The organism is Streptomyces sp. NPDC053493, from assembly GCF_044544825.1.
Classification (GTDB): Bacteria; Actinomycetota; Actinomycetes; order Streptomycetales; family Streptomycetaceae; genus Streptomyces.
Window position 1 is genome coordinate 137,639 of sequence record NZ_JBITXS010000007.1, and the last position, 14,880, is coordinate 152,518.

The window sequence follows — 14,880 nt, forward strand, 5'->3', positions numbered from 1 at the left end:
GGACCTAGAAGACCGGCACGCCGTCCCGCGTCAGCTTCCAGTCCACCGACGCGAACGCGGCCGGGTCGACCGTGCCCTTCGCCTTCACCCACTGGATGATGGTGTTGCGGATCTCGTCGGAGTTGGCCCACAGCTGCTGCGCCTTGGCGACGTGCGGGAACGCGCCGCCGCCGCTCGCCCGGTAGTTGTTGACCGCGAGCACGAACCGCGCGGCCGGGTCCAGCGGCTTGCCCTCGAAGGAGAGCTTGCCGATCCGCTGCCCGGCCGGCTTGGCGATGTCGATCTCGTACGTCAGGCCGGACACGGCGTCGTAGTTGTAGTCCGGCGTGTTGTCCGCGTTGGTGAGCTTCGCGGTGTCGACGGGCGCGCCGGCCGGCGTCTGGACGTAATACCGCGCCGAGTACTCCAGGTAGTCCTTCAGCTGGGCGCCCGTCATCAGCCGGGCCTCCAGCGTGTTCTCGAACGGATAGAGCCCGGCGGCGTCCTTGATGGAGATCGCGCCGGCCGGGATGCGGGCCGTGCGCGAGAAGCACGACGCCTGCGACAGGACCGGCAGACCGGCGTACTCACCGCCCGCCAGAGCCGCCTTCACCGTCTCCGCCTGGACGACGTTGATCAGGTCGATGATCGGCTCGTCCTTCCACGGCGCCTCGGCCGTGGTCATCGCGGCGGTGGAGGTGCCGATGACCTGGTTGACGTACTCCACGACCTTCTTGTGCTCGTCCGCCAGCAGCCCCGTGATCTCCGGGTCCTCCGCCACCGTGTTGGAGTTCAGGACCTGGGCGCCGGCCTTCTCCACCACCCAGCGGCCCTTCTCCCACACCAGGTCGAAGGAGAAGAGCGTGAGCCGCTGGCCCCACTTCAGCGGCTCGGACAGGACGACGTCCTTGCCGGTCGCCTTGTTCCGCACCCGGTACTCCGGGATCTCGGTGTGGGCGTGACCGACCAGGATCGCGTCGATGCCCGGAACCTGCTCGGCCACGAGCGCCGCCGCGTTCTCGACGTACGGCAGCTGGTCACCGTACGAGGAGGTGCCGCTGGAACCGGAGTGCGCCGACACGATCACCACGTCCGCGCCCATGGAACGCAGCTTCGGCACCCACTTCGCCGCCTGCTCCTCCAGACCGGGGAAGACCATCTTCCCGGTGACGTTGGCCTTGTCCCAGATGGCGATGCCCGGGTTCGTCAAACCGAGCACGGCCACCTTGACGTCACGGCCGTGCGGCGTGCGCAGACAGTGGAAGCTGTACGGCGGGAAGGCCGGGCGCAGCGTCTTCGCGTCGAGCGCGTTGGCGCCCAGCAGCGGGAAGTCGCACTGCTCCTGGAACCTGCGCAGCACCGGGATGCCGTAGTTGAACTCGTGGTTGCCGAGCGCCGCGGCGTCGTAGCCGATGGCGTTCATGGCCTGGGCCATGGGGTGGACCGGGCCGCCGGCCTGGGTGATCGGATCGACCTTGGCGTAGTAGTAGGACAGCTGGGTGCCCTGAATGGTGTCGCCGGCGTCGATGAGCAGCGTGTTGCCCTCGCCCTTCTCGGCGCGCACCTGGTTGACCAGCGTGGAGATCTTGGCGAGGCCGACGTCGTTGTGGGCCTTGTCGTCGAACTCCTTGTCGGTGAAGTAGTCCCAGTTGAAGACGTTCCCGTGCAGGTCGGTCGTCCCCATCACGGTGAAGGAGTACCGCTTGGCCGGCCGGGGGCGGGCTTCGTGGGCCTCGGCCGGGGCGACGGCCCCGGCGGCGAGAGCGGCTCCCGCTCCGACGGCGGCGGAGCTCTCCAAGAAGGTCCGGCGGTTCAGCGGCATGTGTGTACTCCCCTTGATTCGGCGCCGGCCATGGCGCACAACGCGCGTAGATTCTGGCTCAGACCGCACTGTCGCAACAGACCTTTCGGGTTACGGAGTGGGAAAGTGTTCGGTATGACACAGCAGCAGCCCACCCCCGAGGCCCCCCAGGTGACGGTCCGTGGCGAAGGCCGCCTGGACGTCGAACCCGAGCTCGCCCGGATCTCGGTGGCGGTACGCGCCAGGGGCACCGACCGCGCCGCCGTCCTCGCCACCCTCACGAGCCGGAACGCCGACGCGATCGCCCTGGTCACGTCGTACGGAGAAGCCGTCACCGCCCTGGAGACCGGCGCCCTGTCCGTCACCCCCGAACCGGCCCGGCACGGCCGCGGCGAGCGCGTCCGCGGCTACCAGGGCTGGGTCCACCTCACGGCCGAACTCACCGACTTCACCGCCCTCGGCGAACTCACCACCCGACTGGCCGACCTGGAATGGACCCGCGTCGACGGACCCTGGTGGTCACTGCGCCCCGACTCGCCCGCACACGCCGAAGCACGCCGCCAGGCCGTCAAGGAGGCGGTGCGGCGCGCCCGCGAGTACGCCGAGGCGCTCGGCTCCACCCTCGTCGCCCTGCTCGAACTCTCCGACACCGGACTCGGCCCCGGAATGCCCGCCCCGGCCGGCGGCATGCGCATGGCCTTCGCCGCCGAGACGGCCGACGCGCCCGCCCCGCTCGACCTGGAACCGCAACGGCAGACCGTCACCGCCGAGGTCGCGGCGCGCTTCACGATGGCCCCGCCCGCACTCTGAGACAACCCGGCCCAGGACCCGCGAACCGCTCATCGGAGCAGTCGCCCGCACAGATTCAAGTCTTGTCAACAACCTTTCACGCAAAGGTTGTTGAGTCGTCATGCCGCACCACTTCGCTACCCGCCGGTAAGCCCTAGGCTCGCCTCATGCGCCGAGCAAAAATCGTTTGTACCCTTGGGCCCGCCACCGAAACATACGACCAGATCAAGGCGTTGATCGAAGCCGGAATGGACGTGGCCCGCCTCAACCTCAGCCACGGCGGCTACGCGGAGCACGAGGAGCGCTACCGGCACGTCCGCAAGGCCGCGGAAGAGACCGGCCGCAGCATCGGAGTCCTCGCCGACCTTCAAGGCCCGAAGATCCGCCTCGGCCGCTTCCGCGAAGGACCCGTACTCCTTGAACGCGGCGACGACTTCACCATCACCGTCGAACCCACCCAAGGCGACCGCCACCACTGCGGCACCACCTACGCCGGCCTCGCCGACGACGTCACCACCGGCGAACGCATCCTCGTCGACGACGGCCGCGTCACCCTCCAGGTCACCTCCGTCGACGGCCCCCGCGTCCACACCCAGGTCGTCGAAGGCGGCATCGTCTCCGACAACAAGGGCCTCAACCTCCCCGGCGTCGCCGTCTCCGTCCCCGCCCTCTCCGAGAAGGACGTCGAAGACCTCCGCTGGGCCCTGCGCACCGGCGCCGACGTCATCGCCCTCTCCTTCGTCCGCAGCGCCCGCGACGTCGAGGACGTCCACCGGATCATGGACGAGGAAGGCCGCCGGGTCCCCGTCATCGCCAAGATCGAGAAGCCGCAGGCCGTCGACAACATCGACGAGATCGTCGCCGCCTTCGACGGCATCATGGTCGCCCGCGGCGACCTCGGCGTGGAAATGCCCCTCGAACAGGTCCCGATCGTCCAGAAGCGCGCCGTCAAACTCGCCAAGCGCAACGCCAAGCCGGTCATCGTCGCCACCCAGATGCTCGACTCGATGATCGACAACTCCCGGCCCACCCGCGCCGAAGCCTCCGACGTCGCCAACGCCGTCATCGACGGCACCGACGCCGTCATGCTCTCCGGCGAGACCAGCGTCGGCAAACACCCCATCGAGACCGTGCGCACCATGAGCCGCATCGTCGAAGCCGCCGAGGAGGACATCCTCGCCAAGGGCCTCCCGCCCCTCACCGACCGCAACAAGCCCCGCACCCAAGGCGGCGCCGTCGCCCGAGCCGCCGCCGAGATCGGCGACTTCCTCGGCGCCAAATTCCTCGTCGCCTTCACCCAGTCCGGCGACACCGTCAAACGGCTCTCCCGCTACCGCTCACCCATCCCCCTCCTCGCCTTCACCCCCGACCCGGCCACCCGCTCCCAGCTCAACCTCACCTGGGGCGTCGAAACCTTCCTCGGCCCGCACGTCGACTCCACCGACGCGATGGTCGCCCAGGTCGACGAGGAACTGCTGCGGATCGGCCGCTGCCGGAAGGGCGACGTCGTGGTCATCACCGCCGGCTCCCCGCCCGGCGTCGCGGGCTCGACGAACCTGGTGCGGGTCCACCACATCGGCGACCCGGTCACGAACTGAGGCTCAGTATTTGGGCCCGACGTGGGCTTCCATGAGAGCGACGGAGGCCTTGCGGGCGACGGAAATGTTGTACGGCCTGCCCGCACGCGTGCAGTGCGTCCACTCGACGCCCAGCGTGTCGAGCGTGTCGGTGTAGAGACGCCGGATGTCGTCGGAGACGTTGGTGAAGAAGTATCGGACGTACTCGTACCTCTTCTTCTCGCCCCGCACGAGGCGCGTGGCCCAGTTGATCATCCGGCATCCGTCGGAATGGATCAGCCCGCGCACGAACTCCCACGGGTGGGCGTCGACGATCTCCTGCTGCCAGGGCTCGAGGACGATGCGCCGCTCGTGCTTCTTGCCGGGCCCGTGCTGCGGAAAGAGGCACGTGAGGTGCTTGGAGGACAGCTTGAGGTCGTGACATCCGACCTTCTGGACCCAGCCGACCGCGTTGTGCGGGAACACCACGCGTAAGGCCGCCGCGGCCTCCTGCTGCACGCCGGGCCAGGCGTCGTCGAGAGTGAGCCGGAGACTCGGGGTCCGGTGGCGCGGGGGCTGACTGATGCTGCCGTCGCCGAGGTAGAGCCCCAGCAGGTAGGCGTACGCCGCGGTGTCCTCCGGTGGCCCCGGCACCGGGCGGCATCGTGAGCAGGGCCGGAACCGCTCGCCGACGTGGGGAAGCGGTTCCAGCCGGGTTCGCCATCCTCGTATCGCAGCTCGGGAGATACCGGTCTGCTTGCTCACCGAGTTGAGACTGTGCCCTTGGGCGACGAGGGCGAGCGCCTGCTCGCGTGTGGGGACGTCGTACATGCAGGCGATCGTCGCGGTGATGTGCGCCCCACGGGGGCCGGATTGAGGAGGCTTCACGCGTGTGAGTGACCAGAGCCCAACGGTGCTCAACCATGAGATCGAAGGTAAAGTGCCCCGGGTGGGATTCGAACCCACGCTGAATGGTGTTTGAGACCATCGCCTCTTCCGCTGGGCTACCGGGGCCCCTTCGAAACGAAGGTCATTGGCAACCTGCTGTGTCTCAAACATACAGGACCTAGGTAGGCTCAGGTAGCAGTAGCTGCCCTGGAACGAGGAGCCCCCGTGACCGCCCCCGAGTCGCCCCAGCCCGCCGCCGACGACGACGCCGCGACCGCGTCGCACGTCCCGCCGCTGACGACCCGCGTCGTCATCGCCGAGGACGAGGCCCTCATCCGGCTCGACCTCAAAGAGATGCTGGAAGAGGAGGGCTACACCGTCGTCGGCGAGGCCGGCGACGGGCAGCGGGCCGTCGAGCTGGCCCGCGAGCACCGGCCCGACCTGGTGATCCTCGACGTGAAGATGCCCGTCCTGGACGGCATCTCGGCGGCCGAGAAGATCGCCGGCGAGTCCATCGCCCCGGTCCTCATGCTCACCGCCTTCTCCCAGCGCGAGCTCGTCGAGCGCGCCCGGGACGCCGGCGCGATGGCGTACCTCGTCAAGCCCTTCAGCAAGAGCGACGTGGTGCCGGCCATCGAGATGGCCGTCTCCCGCTTCGCCGAGCTGCGCGCCCTGGAGAAGGAGGTCGCCGACCTCTCGCAGCGACTGGAGACCCGCAAGCTCGTCGACCGGGCCAAGTCGATCCTGCAGACGCAGTACGGGCTGACCGAGCCCGCCGCGTTCCGCTGGATCCAGAAGACCTCCATGGACCGGCGCATGTCGATGCAGCAGGTCGCCGAGGCGGTCATCGAGGACGCCGAGGAGAAGAAGGCCGCGAAGGGCCAGTAGCCGGCGGCGTACGGAGAAAGGCCCGCCCCACGTCGTCGTGGGGCGGGCCTTTCGGTTCGTGCGGAGCGGTTCCTACTCCTCGCCGAGGTACGTCTTGCGCACCTCGTCGTCGTGGAGCAGGTCCTGGCCGGTGCCGGAGAGTTTGATCTTGCCGACCTCGAGCACGTAGCCCTGGTCCGCCAGGGAGAGGGCGGCCTGCGCGTTCTGCTCGATGAGCAGGATCGTCATGCCCTCCGCCTTCAGCGTGGCGATGGTCTCCATGATCTTCTGCATCATGATCGGGGAGAGGCCCATGGAGGGCTCGTCCAGCATGAGCAGCTTGGGCTGGGACATCAGGGCCCTGCCCATCGCCAGCATCTGCTGCTCACCGCCGGAGAGGGTGCCGGCGGCCTGCTTGCGGCGCTCGCCCAGGATCGGGAAGAGGTCGTAGGCGCGCTGGATGTCCCGCTCGATGCCGTCCTTGTCGCTGCGCAGGAAGGCGCCCAGCTGGAGGTTCTCGGCGATGGTGAGCCGCGGGAAGATGTGCCGGCCTTCGGGGGAGTGGGCCAGGCCCAGCGAGACCACCTTGTGGGCCGGGACGTCGTTGATCACCTGGCCGTCGAAGGTGATCTTGCCCGCGGTGGGCTTGATGAGTCCGGACAGGGTCCGCAGGGTGGTGGTCTTGCCGGCGCCGTTGGTGCCGATCAGGGCGACGACCTGGCCGGCCTCGACGGAGAAGGAGATGCCCTTGACGGCCTCGATCTTGCCGTAGGCGACCCTGAGGTCCTCGACCTCCAGGAGTGCGGTCACTTGGAGTCTCCTTCGGTGGTGCTGTCCGCGCTGTCGGCGCTGTCGGCGCTGTCCGCGTCGGCGGCCGGGGCCGCCTCGTCGGCGTCGTCGGCGGTGGCCGTGTCGTCGGCGGTGGCCGTGTCGTCGGCGTCGGTGTCCTCGTCGGCCTCGTCGGCGGACTCGGCCTCCTCGGCCGAAGCCTCCGCCGCCGCCTCCTCCGCCGCGTGCTCGGCGGCCGCGTGGGCCTCCGCCGCCTCGACCTCCGCCACCTCGGCCGCGCCGGGCGCGTCCTCGTACGGCGTACCGAGGTACGCGGCCACGACCCGCTCGTCGCCCTGGACGACCTCGGCCGTGCCCTCGACGAGCTTCTCGCCCTGGACGAGGACGGCGACGCGGTCGCACAGCTTGAAGATGAACTTCATGTCGTGCTCGATGACGAGGACCGCGATGCCGCGGTCGCGGATGGCGAAGACCAGCTCCTCGGTGGTGCGGGTCTCGGCCTGGTTCATGCCGGCGGTCGGCTCGTCGAGGAGCAGCAGGCCTGGGTCGCTGGCGAGGGCGCGGGCGATCTCGAGCTTGCGCTGCTCGCCGTAGGGGAGGTTGCGCGCGAGGTGCTCCGCCTTGTTCGCGAGGCCGACGAACTCCAGGAGTTCCATGGCGCGTTCGCGGGAGGCGGCCTCCGCCTTCTTGAAGCCGGGGCCGCGCAGCAGTGCGGACCACAGGCCTTCCTTGGTCCGGGTGTGGCGTCCGACGAGGACGTTCTCCAGGACCGTCATGTTGGAGAAGAGGCGGATGTTCTGGAAGGTGCGGGCGATGCCGGCCTGGGTGACCAGGTGCGGCTTCGGCGGCAGGACCGTGCCCTTGTAGCTGACCTGGCCCTCGGTGGGTACGTACAGGCCGGTCAGGCAGTTGAAGAAGGTGGTCTTGCCGGCGCCGTTGGGGCCGATCAGGCCGACGATCTCGCCCTCGCGGACGGTCAGGTCGACGTCGCGGACGGCGGTCAGGCCGCCGAAGCGCATGGTGACACCGCTCGCCTGGAGGACGGTGGCGCCCGTGGCGGTCGTGCCGCTCTCGGTCTCGGTGGTGGTGGTCGTCATGGCGTTCACGCCCCTGCCTTGGCCGTGCCGGCCGCCGACGCGTCCGTGCGGGTGTCCGCTTCCGCGGACTGCCGCTGCTCCGGTACGTCGGGCTGGTCGTCGTTCTCGTGGAATTCCAGCTGCGCCCGCTTGTTGGCGATGAGGCCTTCGGGGCGGAAGCGCATCAGCAGGATCAGCGCGATGCCGAAGCCGAGCAGCTGGTAGTCCTGGAGGAAGGACAGCTTGGCCGGGATCAGGAAGAGCAGTGCGGAGCCGACGATCGGGCCGCTGATCGTGCCCATGCCGCCGAGGATGACCGCCGCGAGGAGGAAGGCCGAGTTCGGCGGGACGGGGCCGGCGAAGACGTAGTTCTCCGGCACGACGGTGGTGTTGACGTGGGCCTGCACGGTGCCGGCGAGGCCGGCCAGGGCGGCGCCGAGGGCGAAGGCGACGAGCTTGACGCGGAAGCCGTTGATGCCCATGGCGGTGGCGGCGGTCTCGTCCTCGCGGATGGCGACCCAGGCGCGGCCGATGCGGCTGTTGCCGGCGCGGGAGAAGACGACCACGACCAGCGCCATGATGAGGATCATGAGCAGGTAGTAGTTGGCGTAGGCGCCGAGTTCGATGCCGAGGACGGTGTGCGACTCGCCGAAGTTGTAGCCGAAGAACTCCAGCTGCGGGATGTTCGGGATGCCGTTGGGGCCGTTGGTGATCTGCGGGCCGGAGGTGCCGTCGAGGTTGCCCATGGCGATGCGGAAGATCTCTCCGAAGCCGAGGGTGACGATGGCGAGGTAGTCGCCGCGCAGTCGGAGGGTCGGCGCGCCGATGACGACGCCGAAGACCAGCGAGGCGGCCATGCCGGTGAGGGCGGCGGCCCAGAACGGGAACTGGACGCCGAAGGCGGAGGAGGTGGCGCCGGAGACCAGGGCCGCCGTGTAGGCGCCGACGCCGAGGAAGGCGACGTAACCGAGGTCGAGCAGGCCGGCGAGGCCGACGACGATGTTCAGGCCGAGGGCGACGGTCGCGAAGATCAGGATGTTGACCGCGATGAGGGTGTACGTGTCGCCGCTCTGCTGGATGAACGGGAAGGCGATCGCGGCGAGCAGGCTCGCGGTGATGGTCACCTGGCGGTTGCGCGCGGTGATCTGCGCGAGCCGGGTGGTGAGGCCGGACTTGACCAGGGCCGTGGCGGTGAAGCCGACGAGGATCAGGTACGCGATGAAGAGCTGCGGCTCGGAGTCGTCGGTGTCGATGCCGAAGGTGACGGCGTAGAGGCCGACGGCGAAGGCCGCGACGATGATCAGGATCTCGGCCCAGGAGGGCAGGGTCTTGGCGGGGGCCGCCTTGCGGGTGTCGTCGGGCAGCTTGTACGCGGCGATCGCCGGTACGGCCGCGGCGAGGACGGCGACGCCGGCTCCGGGCTCGAGGTCCACCAGGAGGCCGAGCTCCACGACGATCGAGATCGCGGTGAAGAGGGTGGTGGCGAAGGTGCCGAGGCCGAGGATCCACAGGGCCTTGCGCGCGCCGGTCGGGGTGAGCCAGCCGAGGCCCTTGACGCCGAGTGCGGAGAGCGCGAAGAGGCCGGTGAGCAGGGCTCCGACGAGGGTGAGCAGCTGGAGCGGGGCGGGGTTGCCGTAGATCGTGAGGTTGCCGGGGAAGGCGGTGGTCCACGTCCAGGCGAGGAAGGTGGAGGCGATCGTGGCGACGGAGCCGCCGGTGATGGTCCACAGGAGCCCGGTGGGCTGGGCGGCCGTGGTGGCGGCCGTCTCGGTGGTGTCGGTGGTGGTGGTCGTCATGGTGATCACGCCCTGTCCGCGACGCGCTCGCCGAGCAGGCCCTGGGGCCGGACGAGGAGGACGACGATGAGGAGGACGAAGGCCCACACGTTGGACCAGGCGCCGCCGCCGAGCTGCTGCATGCCGGGGATGTCCTCGATGTAGGCGATCGAGAGGGATTCGGCGATGCCGAGGACCACGCCGCCGACCATGGCGCCGTAGATGTTGCCGATGCCGCCGAGGACGGCCGCGGTGAAGGCCTTGAGGCCGAGGATGAAGCCCATTTCGAAGTTGATCTGGCCCTTGTCGAGGCCGTAGGCGACGGCGGCGACGGCGGCGAACGCGGCACCGATGGCGAAGGCCATGACGATGATGCGGTCGGTGTTGATGCCCATCAGCTTCGCGGTGTCCGGGTCCTGTGCGGTGGCCTGCATGGCGCGGCCGCTGCGGCTCTTGGAGACGAAGAGGCCGAGGGCGAGCATGCACAGGGGGGCCAGGACGAGGACGAAGGCGTCGGCGCGCTGGATGGAGAGGCTTCCGGTGATCTGGAAGGCGTCGCCCTTGAACTCGGGGAAGCTGACGGCCTTCTTGGCGTCGGGGTAGAACTGCCACACCAGCTGCTGCAGCGCGATGGAGAGGCCGATCGCGGTGATCAGCGGGGCGAGCCGGGGCGCGTTGCGCAGCGGCCGGTAGGCGAACCGCTCGGCGGCGGTGGCGACGGCCACGGAGGCGATCGCGCCACCGACGATCATGAGCGGTATCGCCACCAGCAGGGACGTTCCGCTCGGCAGAGCGGTGTAGGTGGTGAGGGCGCCGAAGCCCCCGATCATGAAGATCTCGCCGTGGGCGAAGTTGATGAGCTGGACGATGCCGTAGACCATGGTGTACCCGATGGCGATGAGGCCATAGAGGGCACCGAGGGCCAGGCCGTTGGCCAGCTGTTGCGGCAGTTCGTTCACCGCAGGCCTCCGATGAGCTTGTCGGATAAGACTCCGCGCGAGGGCGCTGTTTGCGCCCTCGCGCGGCTGTGGTTCAGGTCTTGCGGGGCTCCCGGCGCGGGGCCGGGACGGTGCTTACTGGTTGAAGGTGTCGCTCTTGACGTCGATCCACTTGCCGCCCTCGACCTTGTAGACCGTGAGCTGCTTGTTGGTGGTGTCGCCGTACTCGTCGAAGGAGACCTTGCCGGTCACACCGTCGAAGGAGACCTTGCCCAGGGCCTCGGTGACCTTGGCGCGGGCGTCGGTCGGGACCTTGCCGCCGTTGGCGGCGACGACGGCCTTGACGGCCTGGATGATGGCCCAGCCGGCGTCGTAGGAGTAGCCGCCGTAGGCCGCGTACGGGTCCTTGTAGCCGGCCGCGTTGTAGTCCGCGATGAACTTCTTGGCGGTCGGGAGCTTCTCGACCGGGTAGCCGATCGAGGTGGCGAGGTCGCCGTCGTTGGCCTCGGCGGAGGCGCTGATGAAGGCGGGGTCGTAGATGCCGTCGCCGCCCATGACGGGGATCTTGGCGCCGGCCTTCTTGACCTGGTCGGAGAGCAGGCCGCCCTCGGGGTACTGGCCGCCGAAGTAGACGGAGTCGGCGCCGGAGGACTTGACCTTGTCGGCGGTGGAGGAGAAGTCGGTCTCCTTCACGGTGACGTGGTCGGTGGCGACGACGGTGCCGCCGAGGCGCTTGAACTCGTCGGAGAAGATCGTGGCGAGGCCGGCGCCGTAGGTCTGCTTGTCGTCGACGACGAAGACCTTCTTCTTGCCGGCGTCCTTGAAGAGGTACTGGGCGGCGAACTTGCCCTGGACCACGTCGGTGGCGGCGGTGCGGAAGTAGGTCTTGAAGGGGCGCTTCTTGTCGCCCTTGCCCCAGTTGTCGCCCTGGGAGAGCGACGGGTTGGTGTTGGCCGGGGAGACCTGCGCCAGGTTGGCGGCGGCGAAGACGCCCTGCATCTGCTGGGAGACGCCGGAGTTCAGCGGGCCGACGACGCCGACGACGTCCTTGTTGCCGACCAGCTTGGTGGCGTTGGCCTGGCCGGAGGCCGGGACGGCCTGGTCGTCGAGGGCCTCGATCTTGAAGGTGACGCCGGGGACTTCCTTGGTCTTGTTGGCGGTCTGGACCGCCAGGTCCACGGAGTTCTTGATGCCCTGGCCCAGGGCGGAGAGCGAGCCGGTGAGCGGGGCGTCCACACCGATGACGACGGTCGTGGTGCCGCCGGCGTTGTCGCCGCCGCCGCCCTTGCCCTCGTCGCGCGAACCGCAGGCGGTGAGAGTGAGCGCTCCCGTGGTGAGCACGCTGGTCAGGATGAGCAAAGAACGGTGTCGCACGAAAAATCCTTTCCCTGGCGCGGCCCCCTCGAGCTGAGGCGGTGCCGTGAAGCTGTGAAGCTGAGAGGTGCCGTTTTCGATGCCGGGCCGTACGGGGTGATGCGGGCCGTGCTGGAGGGGGCGCCCGGCGGCGCGGTGACTGGCCGTGACTCTAAGCGCAGCCGGACAGGGTCCGGGAGCGCCGAGGTAAGGATGTGACTGTCTTGTTATGCCGACGGGGGGAACCGGTGAGCGTGCCGGGGGCAAACCGGGGCACTTCGGTCCGTAGTGCGGTGTTCACATACTGAGAACGCGCAGTTCCGCTAAGGGGCTTGAGCGGATCTTGCTCCTGACGGCGGCCTCGCGGGCCTCTCCGGATATCGGACACGCCCCTCGGTGCCAGCGGACGGAGGAGTCGGCCCGCGCACCCGGCCCCGGAGGTGGTCCCACATCGTGCGAAGGTCACGGAGAGTCACGACGGGGATGGCCGGGAACGGTCGGTGGGACCGGGTGTCGCGGCCGGTGCGGGCCGCCCGCTCGGGACCTTCTGCTCGGCCGGCGGACGCCAGTTCTCCGAGCTGCCGGTCGCGCCCTTCGCCACCTCGCAGCGCCGCCGCGTCTCCCGGTCGGTCAGTGCGAACGCCGCCTCGCGGCCGGCCCGACGCTCCTCGGTCCGCGCCGCCGTCAGGACCTCGTCGTGGATCGCGTACTGCTCGTTGGACATGCCCTTCTGCTCCCAGTCGAGCCCCGCCCACTTGCTGCCCTTCAGGGCCTCTTTCACCCAGTAGGACACGAGACTTGTGCACACGTCCGCCGGAGAACTCGCACGGGGCGCGGGCTCCTTCGGTGCCTCGTCGCACCCGGCCGACAGGGCGAGGACGCAGCCGGTCACGGCCGCGACGAGCGCGGACCGGTAGCGGTCAACCGGCGGGCGGGCCAAGGGAGTTCCCCTCGATGGACGGCTGGGCGGCCTGGACCGACAGTGAAGCCGCTGCCGTACGCGGAAAGCAAGGGGCCGCGCGGAAAAGGGAGTTCGCGGATGGCGCGAACGCGACGGCCCCGGGACGGAGAGTCTCCGTCCCGGGGCCGTCAGGTCGTCGCCGGGTCGTCGCCGGGCCGTGGTGAAGCCGTCGTCAGGCGCGGCCGGGCGCCGTGCGCGGGCGCCGCTCGCCGGGGCTCAGGCGCCGGAGCCGTCGACGCGGCCGGCGTCGGGCAGGTTGCCCGCGTCCTTCGCGCCGACCTCCCTGAGCATGCAGGTCAGCCGCGCCGAGCAGACCCGCTTGTCCTGCTCGTCCGTGATGACGATCTCGTACGTGGCGGTCGACCGCCCTCGGTGCACGGGCGTCGCCACGCCGGTCACCAGGCCGCTGCGCACGCCGCGGTGGTGGGTGCAGTTCAGGTCCACGCCCACCGCGATGCGGGAGACCCCGCCGTGCAGCATCGAGCCGATCGAACCCAGCGTCTCGGCGAGCACCGCGGAGGCGCCGCCGTGCAGCAGGCCGTACGGCTGGGTGTTGCCCTCCACCGGCATGGTGCCGACCACCCGCTCCGCCGAGGCCTCCAGGATCTGCACGCCCATCCGGTTCCCGAGGTGTCCGGCCGAGAAGAGCGCCGGCAGGTCCACACCGAGCGAGGCGTACTCGTCGATGACCTCCTGCGGGAACTTCACGTGCTGCTGCTCACCCATGGCCCGGCTCCGTTCGTCTTCGTACGGCTGAACTTCGGTCTTCGCCGCTCCTGAGCAAACGCTTAGGAGCAGCGTGATTGTTCCAGACGAAGGCGGCAGCGGCGGGTCAGGGGGTGCGTCCGAGGAAGACGCGGCACAGGCGGTCGGCGGCGTAGCGCGGTTCGTGGCAGGGCGTGAGCTGAATCGGCTGAGGGCGCACCAGGAAGTACTGGTCGGGCGCGACCGGCTCGGCCTCCGCCCGGAACGGCCGGGCGCCGTCGCGGATCACCAGCTCGCCGCGGGTGCCGGCCGAGTCCCGGTAGGCGGCCGCGATCTCCCAGTCGCAGCTCTTCTCACCGACGGTGGCCGCCACCCGCAGCCCGCCGGGCGTGCTGCCGCCGCCGAGGTCGATCCTGTGCCGGTCGAAGTAGTGCTGCCCCTGCTCGGCGCCCTCGTCGGTGATGACCGGGGTCGGGCCCGGGCGGCGCAGGTCGAGGAAGACGCCCGGATAGGGCGCGGCGCCCTGGGCGGGGTGGCGCAGCACGAAGCGGGCGGTCGAGGGCGCGCAGCGGACGTTGACCGCGCGCATGTCGGTGATCGAGAGCTGGGAGGTGCGGTCGCTGAAGAGGTTCAGCTTGAACGCGGTCGTCGGGCCGGCCGGGGGACCGCCGCCCGACATGCCCGGGGTCGTGCCGATCACCCGCGCCCCGAGCGGGCCCAGGATCCGCCAGACGTCCCGCCCGTAGTCGGTGGGCCCGATCGGCACGGCCTCCAGGGAACGCTGCTCGGCCGGCGTGAGCGGGCGGTCGAGGACGATGGTCCAGTCGTCGCGGTCCAGGGTGGACAGGTCCGGGTCCGCCGACGCGGTGAAGGGGGTCTCCTCCTGGTCCAGTTCCTTCTGGGCGTCGTCGTCGGCCCGTGCCCGGGAGCTCGCGGACAGCGTGTCGTAGACATAGGTGACGGCCTGCCCGAGGACGGCGGTGGCGAGCAGCCCGGCGGCGATCACCAGGAGTCCCCGCACCAGGACCCGGCCGCGACGGGCCGGCGGCACCCGCGCGCCGGGCGCGACGCGCTCGAGCGCGAAGTCCCAGAAGGAGGGGTCGTGCTGCTCGGGATCGGGCGCGGCGGGAGCGGGGCGCGGTCCTTCGACGGGAGCGGAGGGCGGCGGGGGAGTGGAGGCCGGCGGTGGCGTGGTCGGAGGCGGCGGGGCCTGCGGTGGTGGTGCCTGCGACGGCGACGGGTCCGAGGACGGGTTCCGGTCCGGCGGTGATCCGTCGGCGGGTGGCGTGGACAACGGATCCCCCGTGGCGTCCTCGGCCGCCGGCCGGCTGCCGCGGCGCGGGATGGGGAGGATACCCACGTCACGGCGCACCGCGGCAGTGCGGAACCGGCCACGGTGCGCA

The 14,880-nt window shown here is 70.0% G+C and carries 13 protein-coding genes and 1 tRNA gene; 3 read left to right on the top strand and 11 right to left on the bottom strand.

What is annotated here, in order from left to right; genetic code table 11:
- Positions 1 to 4 precede the first annotated feature (4 nt).
- On the bottom strand, positions 5 to 1,801 hold the full coding sequence (locus ACIGO8_RS21355) for a bifunctional metallophosphatase/5'-nucleotidase (RefSeq protein WP_399732773.1): 1,797 nt from the start codon (positions 1,799 to 1,801) through the stop codon (positions 5 to 7).
- A 114-nt stretch (positions 1,802 to 1,915) separates the two neighbouring features.
- Between ACIGO8_RS21355 and ACIGO8_RS21360 the strand changes: the two genes are divergently transcribed.
- Complete coding sequence (locus tag ACIGO8_RS21360) at positions 1,916 to 2,590, top strand: SIMPL domain-containing protein (RefSeq protein WP_399732775.1); 675 nt, start codon at positions 1,916 to 1,918, stop codon at positions 2,588 to 2,590.
- A gap of 146 nt (positions 2,591 to 2,736) precedes the next feature.
- Positions 2,737 to 4,167 (top strand): pyruvate kinase, encoded by a 1,431-nt coding sequence (pyk, locus tag ACIGO8_RS21365; protein WP_399732778.1) that lies wholly within the window; start codon positions 2,737 to 2,739, stop codon positions 4,165 to 4,167.
- A gap of 3 nt (positions 4,168 to 4,170) precedes the next feature.
- Here pyk and ACIGO8_RS21370 read toward each other — a convergent pair whose 3' ends face one another.
- Complete coding sequence (locus tag ACIGO8_RS21370; protein ID WP_399732781.1) at positions 4,171 to 4,956, bottom strand: transcriptional regulator; 786 nt, start codon at positions 4,954 to 4,956, stop codon at positions 4,171 to 4,173.
- A gap of 110 nt (positions 4,957 to 5,066) precedes the next feature.
- A tRNA-Leu gene (locus ACIGO8_RS21375) sits at positions 5,067 to 5,139 on the bottom strand.
- 99 nt (positions 5,140 to 5,238) lie between these two features.
- Between ACIGO8_RS21375 and ACIGO8_RS21380 the strand changes: the two genes are divergently transcribed.
- Positions 5,239 to 5,901 (top strand): ANTAR domain-containing response regulator, encoded by a 663-nt coding sequence (locus tag ACIGO8_RS21380; protein ID WP_399732784.1) that lies wholly within the window; start codon positions 5,239 to 5,241, stop codon positions 5,899 to 5,901.
- A gap of 72 nt (positions 5,902 to 5,973) precedes the next feature.
- On the opposite strand, the gene ACIGO8_RS21385 is transcribed toward ACIGO8_RS21380, so the two are convergent.
- The 8 genes from ACIGO8_RS21385 to ACIGO8_RS21420 form a co-directional block, all read right to left on the bottom strand.
- Positions 5,974 to 6,690, bottom strand: a complete 717-nt coding sequence (locus ACIGO8_RS21385) for an ABC transporter ATP-binding protein (RefSeq protein ID WP_399732786.1) — start codon at positions 6,688 to 6,690, stop codon at positions 5,974 to 5,976.
- A complete protein-coding gene (locus ACIGO8_RS21390; protein WP_399732789.1) occupies positions 6,687 to 7,766 on the bottom strand; it encodes an ABC transporter ATP-binding protein in 1,080 nt (359 codons plus the stop codon). The genes ACIGO8_RS21385 and ACIGO8_RS21390 overlap by 4 nt, the downstream gene beginning before the upstream one ends.
- A gap of 5 nt (positions 7,767 to 7,771) precedes the next feature.
- Positions 7,772 to 9,541 carry a branched-chain amino acid ABC transporter permease gene (locus tag ACIGO8_RS21395; RefSeq protein WP_399732793.1) on the bottom strand — a complete coding sequence of 590 codons (1,770 nt, stop codon included), beginning with the start codon at positions 9,539 to 9,541 and terminating at the stop codon, positions 7,772 to 7,774.
- Between the two features lie 5 nt (positions 9,542 to 9,546).
- Complete coding sequence (locus ACIGO8_RS21400; protein ID WP_399732796.1) at positions 9,547 to 10,479, bottom strand: branched-chain amino acid ABC transporter permease; 933 nt, start codon at positions 10,477 to 10,479, stop codon at positions 9,547 to 9,549.
- 114 nt (positions 10,480 to 10,593) lie between these two features.
- A complete protein-coding gene (locus tag ACIGO8_RS21405) occupies positions 10,594 to 11,832 on the bottom strand; it encodes a branched-chain amino acid ABC transporter substrate-binding protein (RefSeq protein ID WP_399732798.1) in 1,239 nt (412 codons plus the stop codon).
- A 451-nt stretch (positions 11,833 to 12,283) separates the two neighbouring features.
- Positions 12,284 to 12,751 (bottom strand): hypothetical protein, encoded by a 468-nt coding sequence (locus ACIGO8_RS21410; protein WP_399732801.1) that lies wholly within the window; start codon positions 12,749 to 12,751, stop codon positions 12,284 to 12,286.
- A gap of 237 nt (positions 12,752 to 12,988) precedes the next feature.
- Positions 12,989 to 13,498 (bottom strand): PaaI family thioesterase, encoded by a 510-nt coding sequence (locus ACIGO8_RS21415; protein ID WP_399732804.1) that lies wholly within the window; start codon positions 13,496 to 13,498, stop codon positions 12,989 to 12,991.
- Between the two features lie 106 nt (positions 13,499 to 13,604).
- The gene (locus tag ACIGO8_RS21420) at positions 13,605 to 14,837 is read right to left on the bottom strand and encodes a hypothetical protein (RefSeq protein ID WP_399732808.1); all 1,233 of its coding nucleotides are present in this window, start codon (positions 14,835 to 14,837) and stop codon (positions 13,605 to 13,607) included.
- Positions 14,838 to 14,880: the final 43 nt, after the last annotated feature.

Excerpts from the sequence above, each read along its gene's own strand:
- ACIGO8_RS21395 (WP_399732793.1), bottom strand. The coding sequence starts at position 9,541 with ATGACGACCACCACCACCGACACCACCGAGACGGCCGCCACCACGGCC.
- ACIGO8_RS21415 (WP_399732804.1), bottom strand. The coding sequence starts at position 13,498 with ATGGGTGAGCAGCAGCACGTGAAGTTCCCGCAGGAGGTCATCGACGAG.
- pyk (WP_399732778.1), top strand. The coding sequence starts at position 2,737 with ATGCGCCGAGCAAAAATCGTTTGTACCCTTGGGCCCGCCACCGAAACA.
- ACIGO8_RS21360 (WP_399732775.1), top strand. The coding sequence starts at position 1,916 with ATGACACAGCAGCAGCCCACCCCCGAGGCCCCCCAGGTGACGGTCCGT.
- ACIGO8_RS21355 (WP_399732773.1), bottom strand. The coding sequence starts at position 1,801 with ATGCCGCTGAACCGCCGGACCTTCTTGGAGAGCTCCGCCGCCGTCGGA.
- ACIGO8_RS21370 (WP_399732781.1), bottom strand. The coding sequence starts at position 4,956 with ATGTACGACGTCCCCACACGCGAGCAGGCGCTCGCCCTCGTCGCCCAA.
- ACIGO8_RS21390 (WP_399732789.1), bottom strand. The coding sequence starts at position 7,766 with ATGACGACCACCACCACCGAGACCGAGAGCGGCACGACCGCCACGGGC.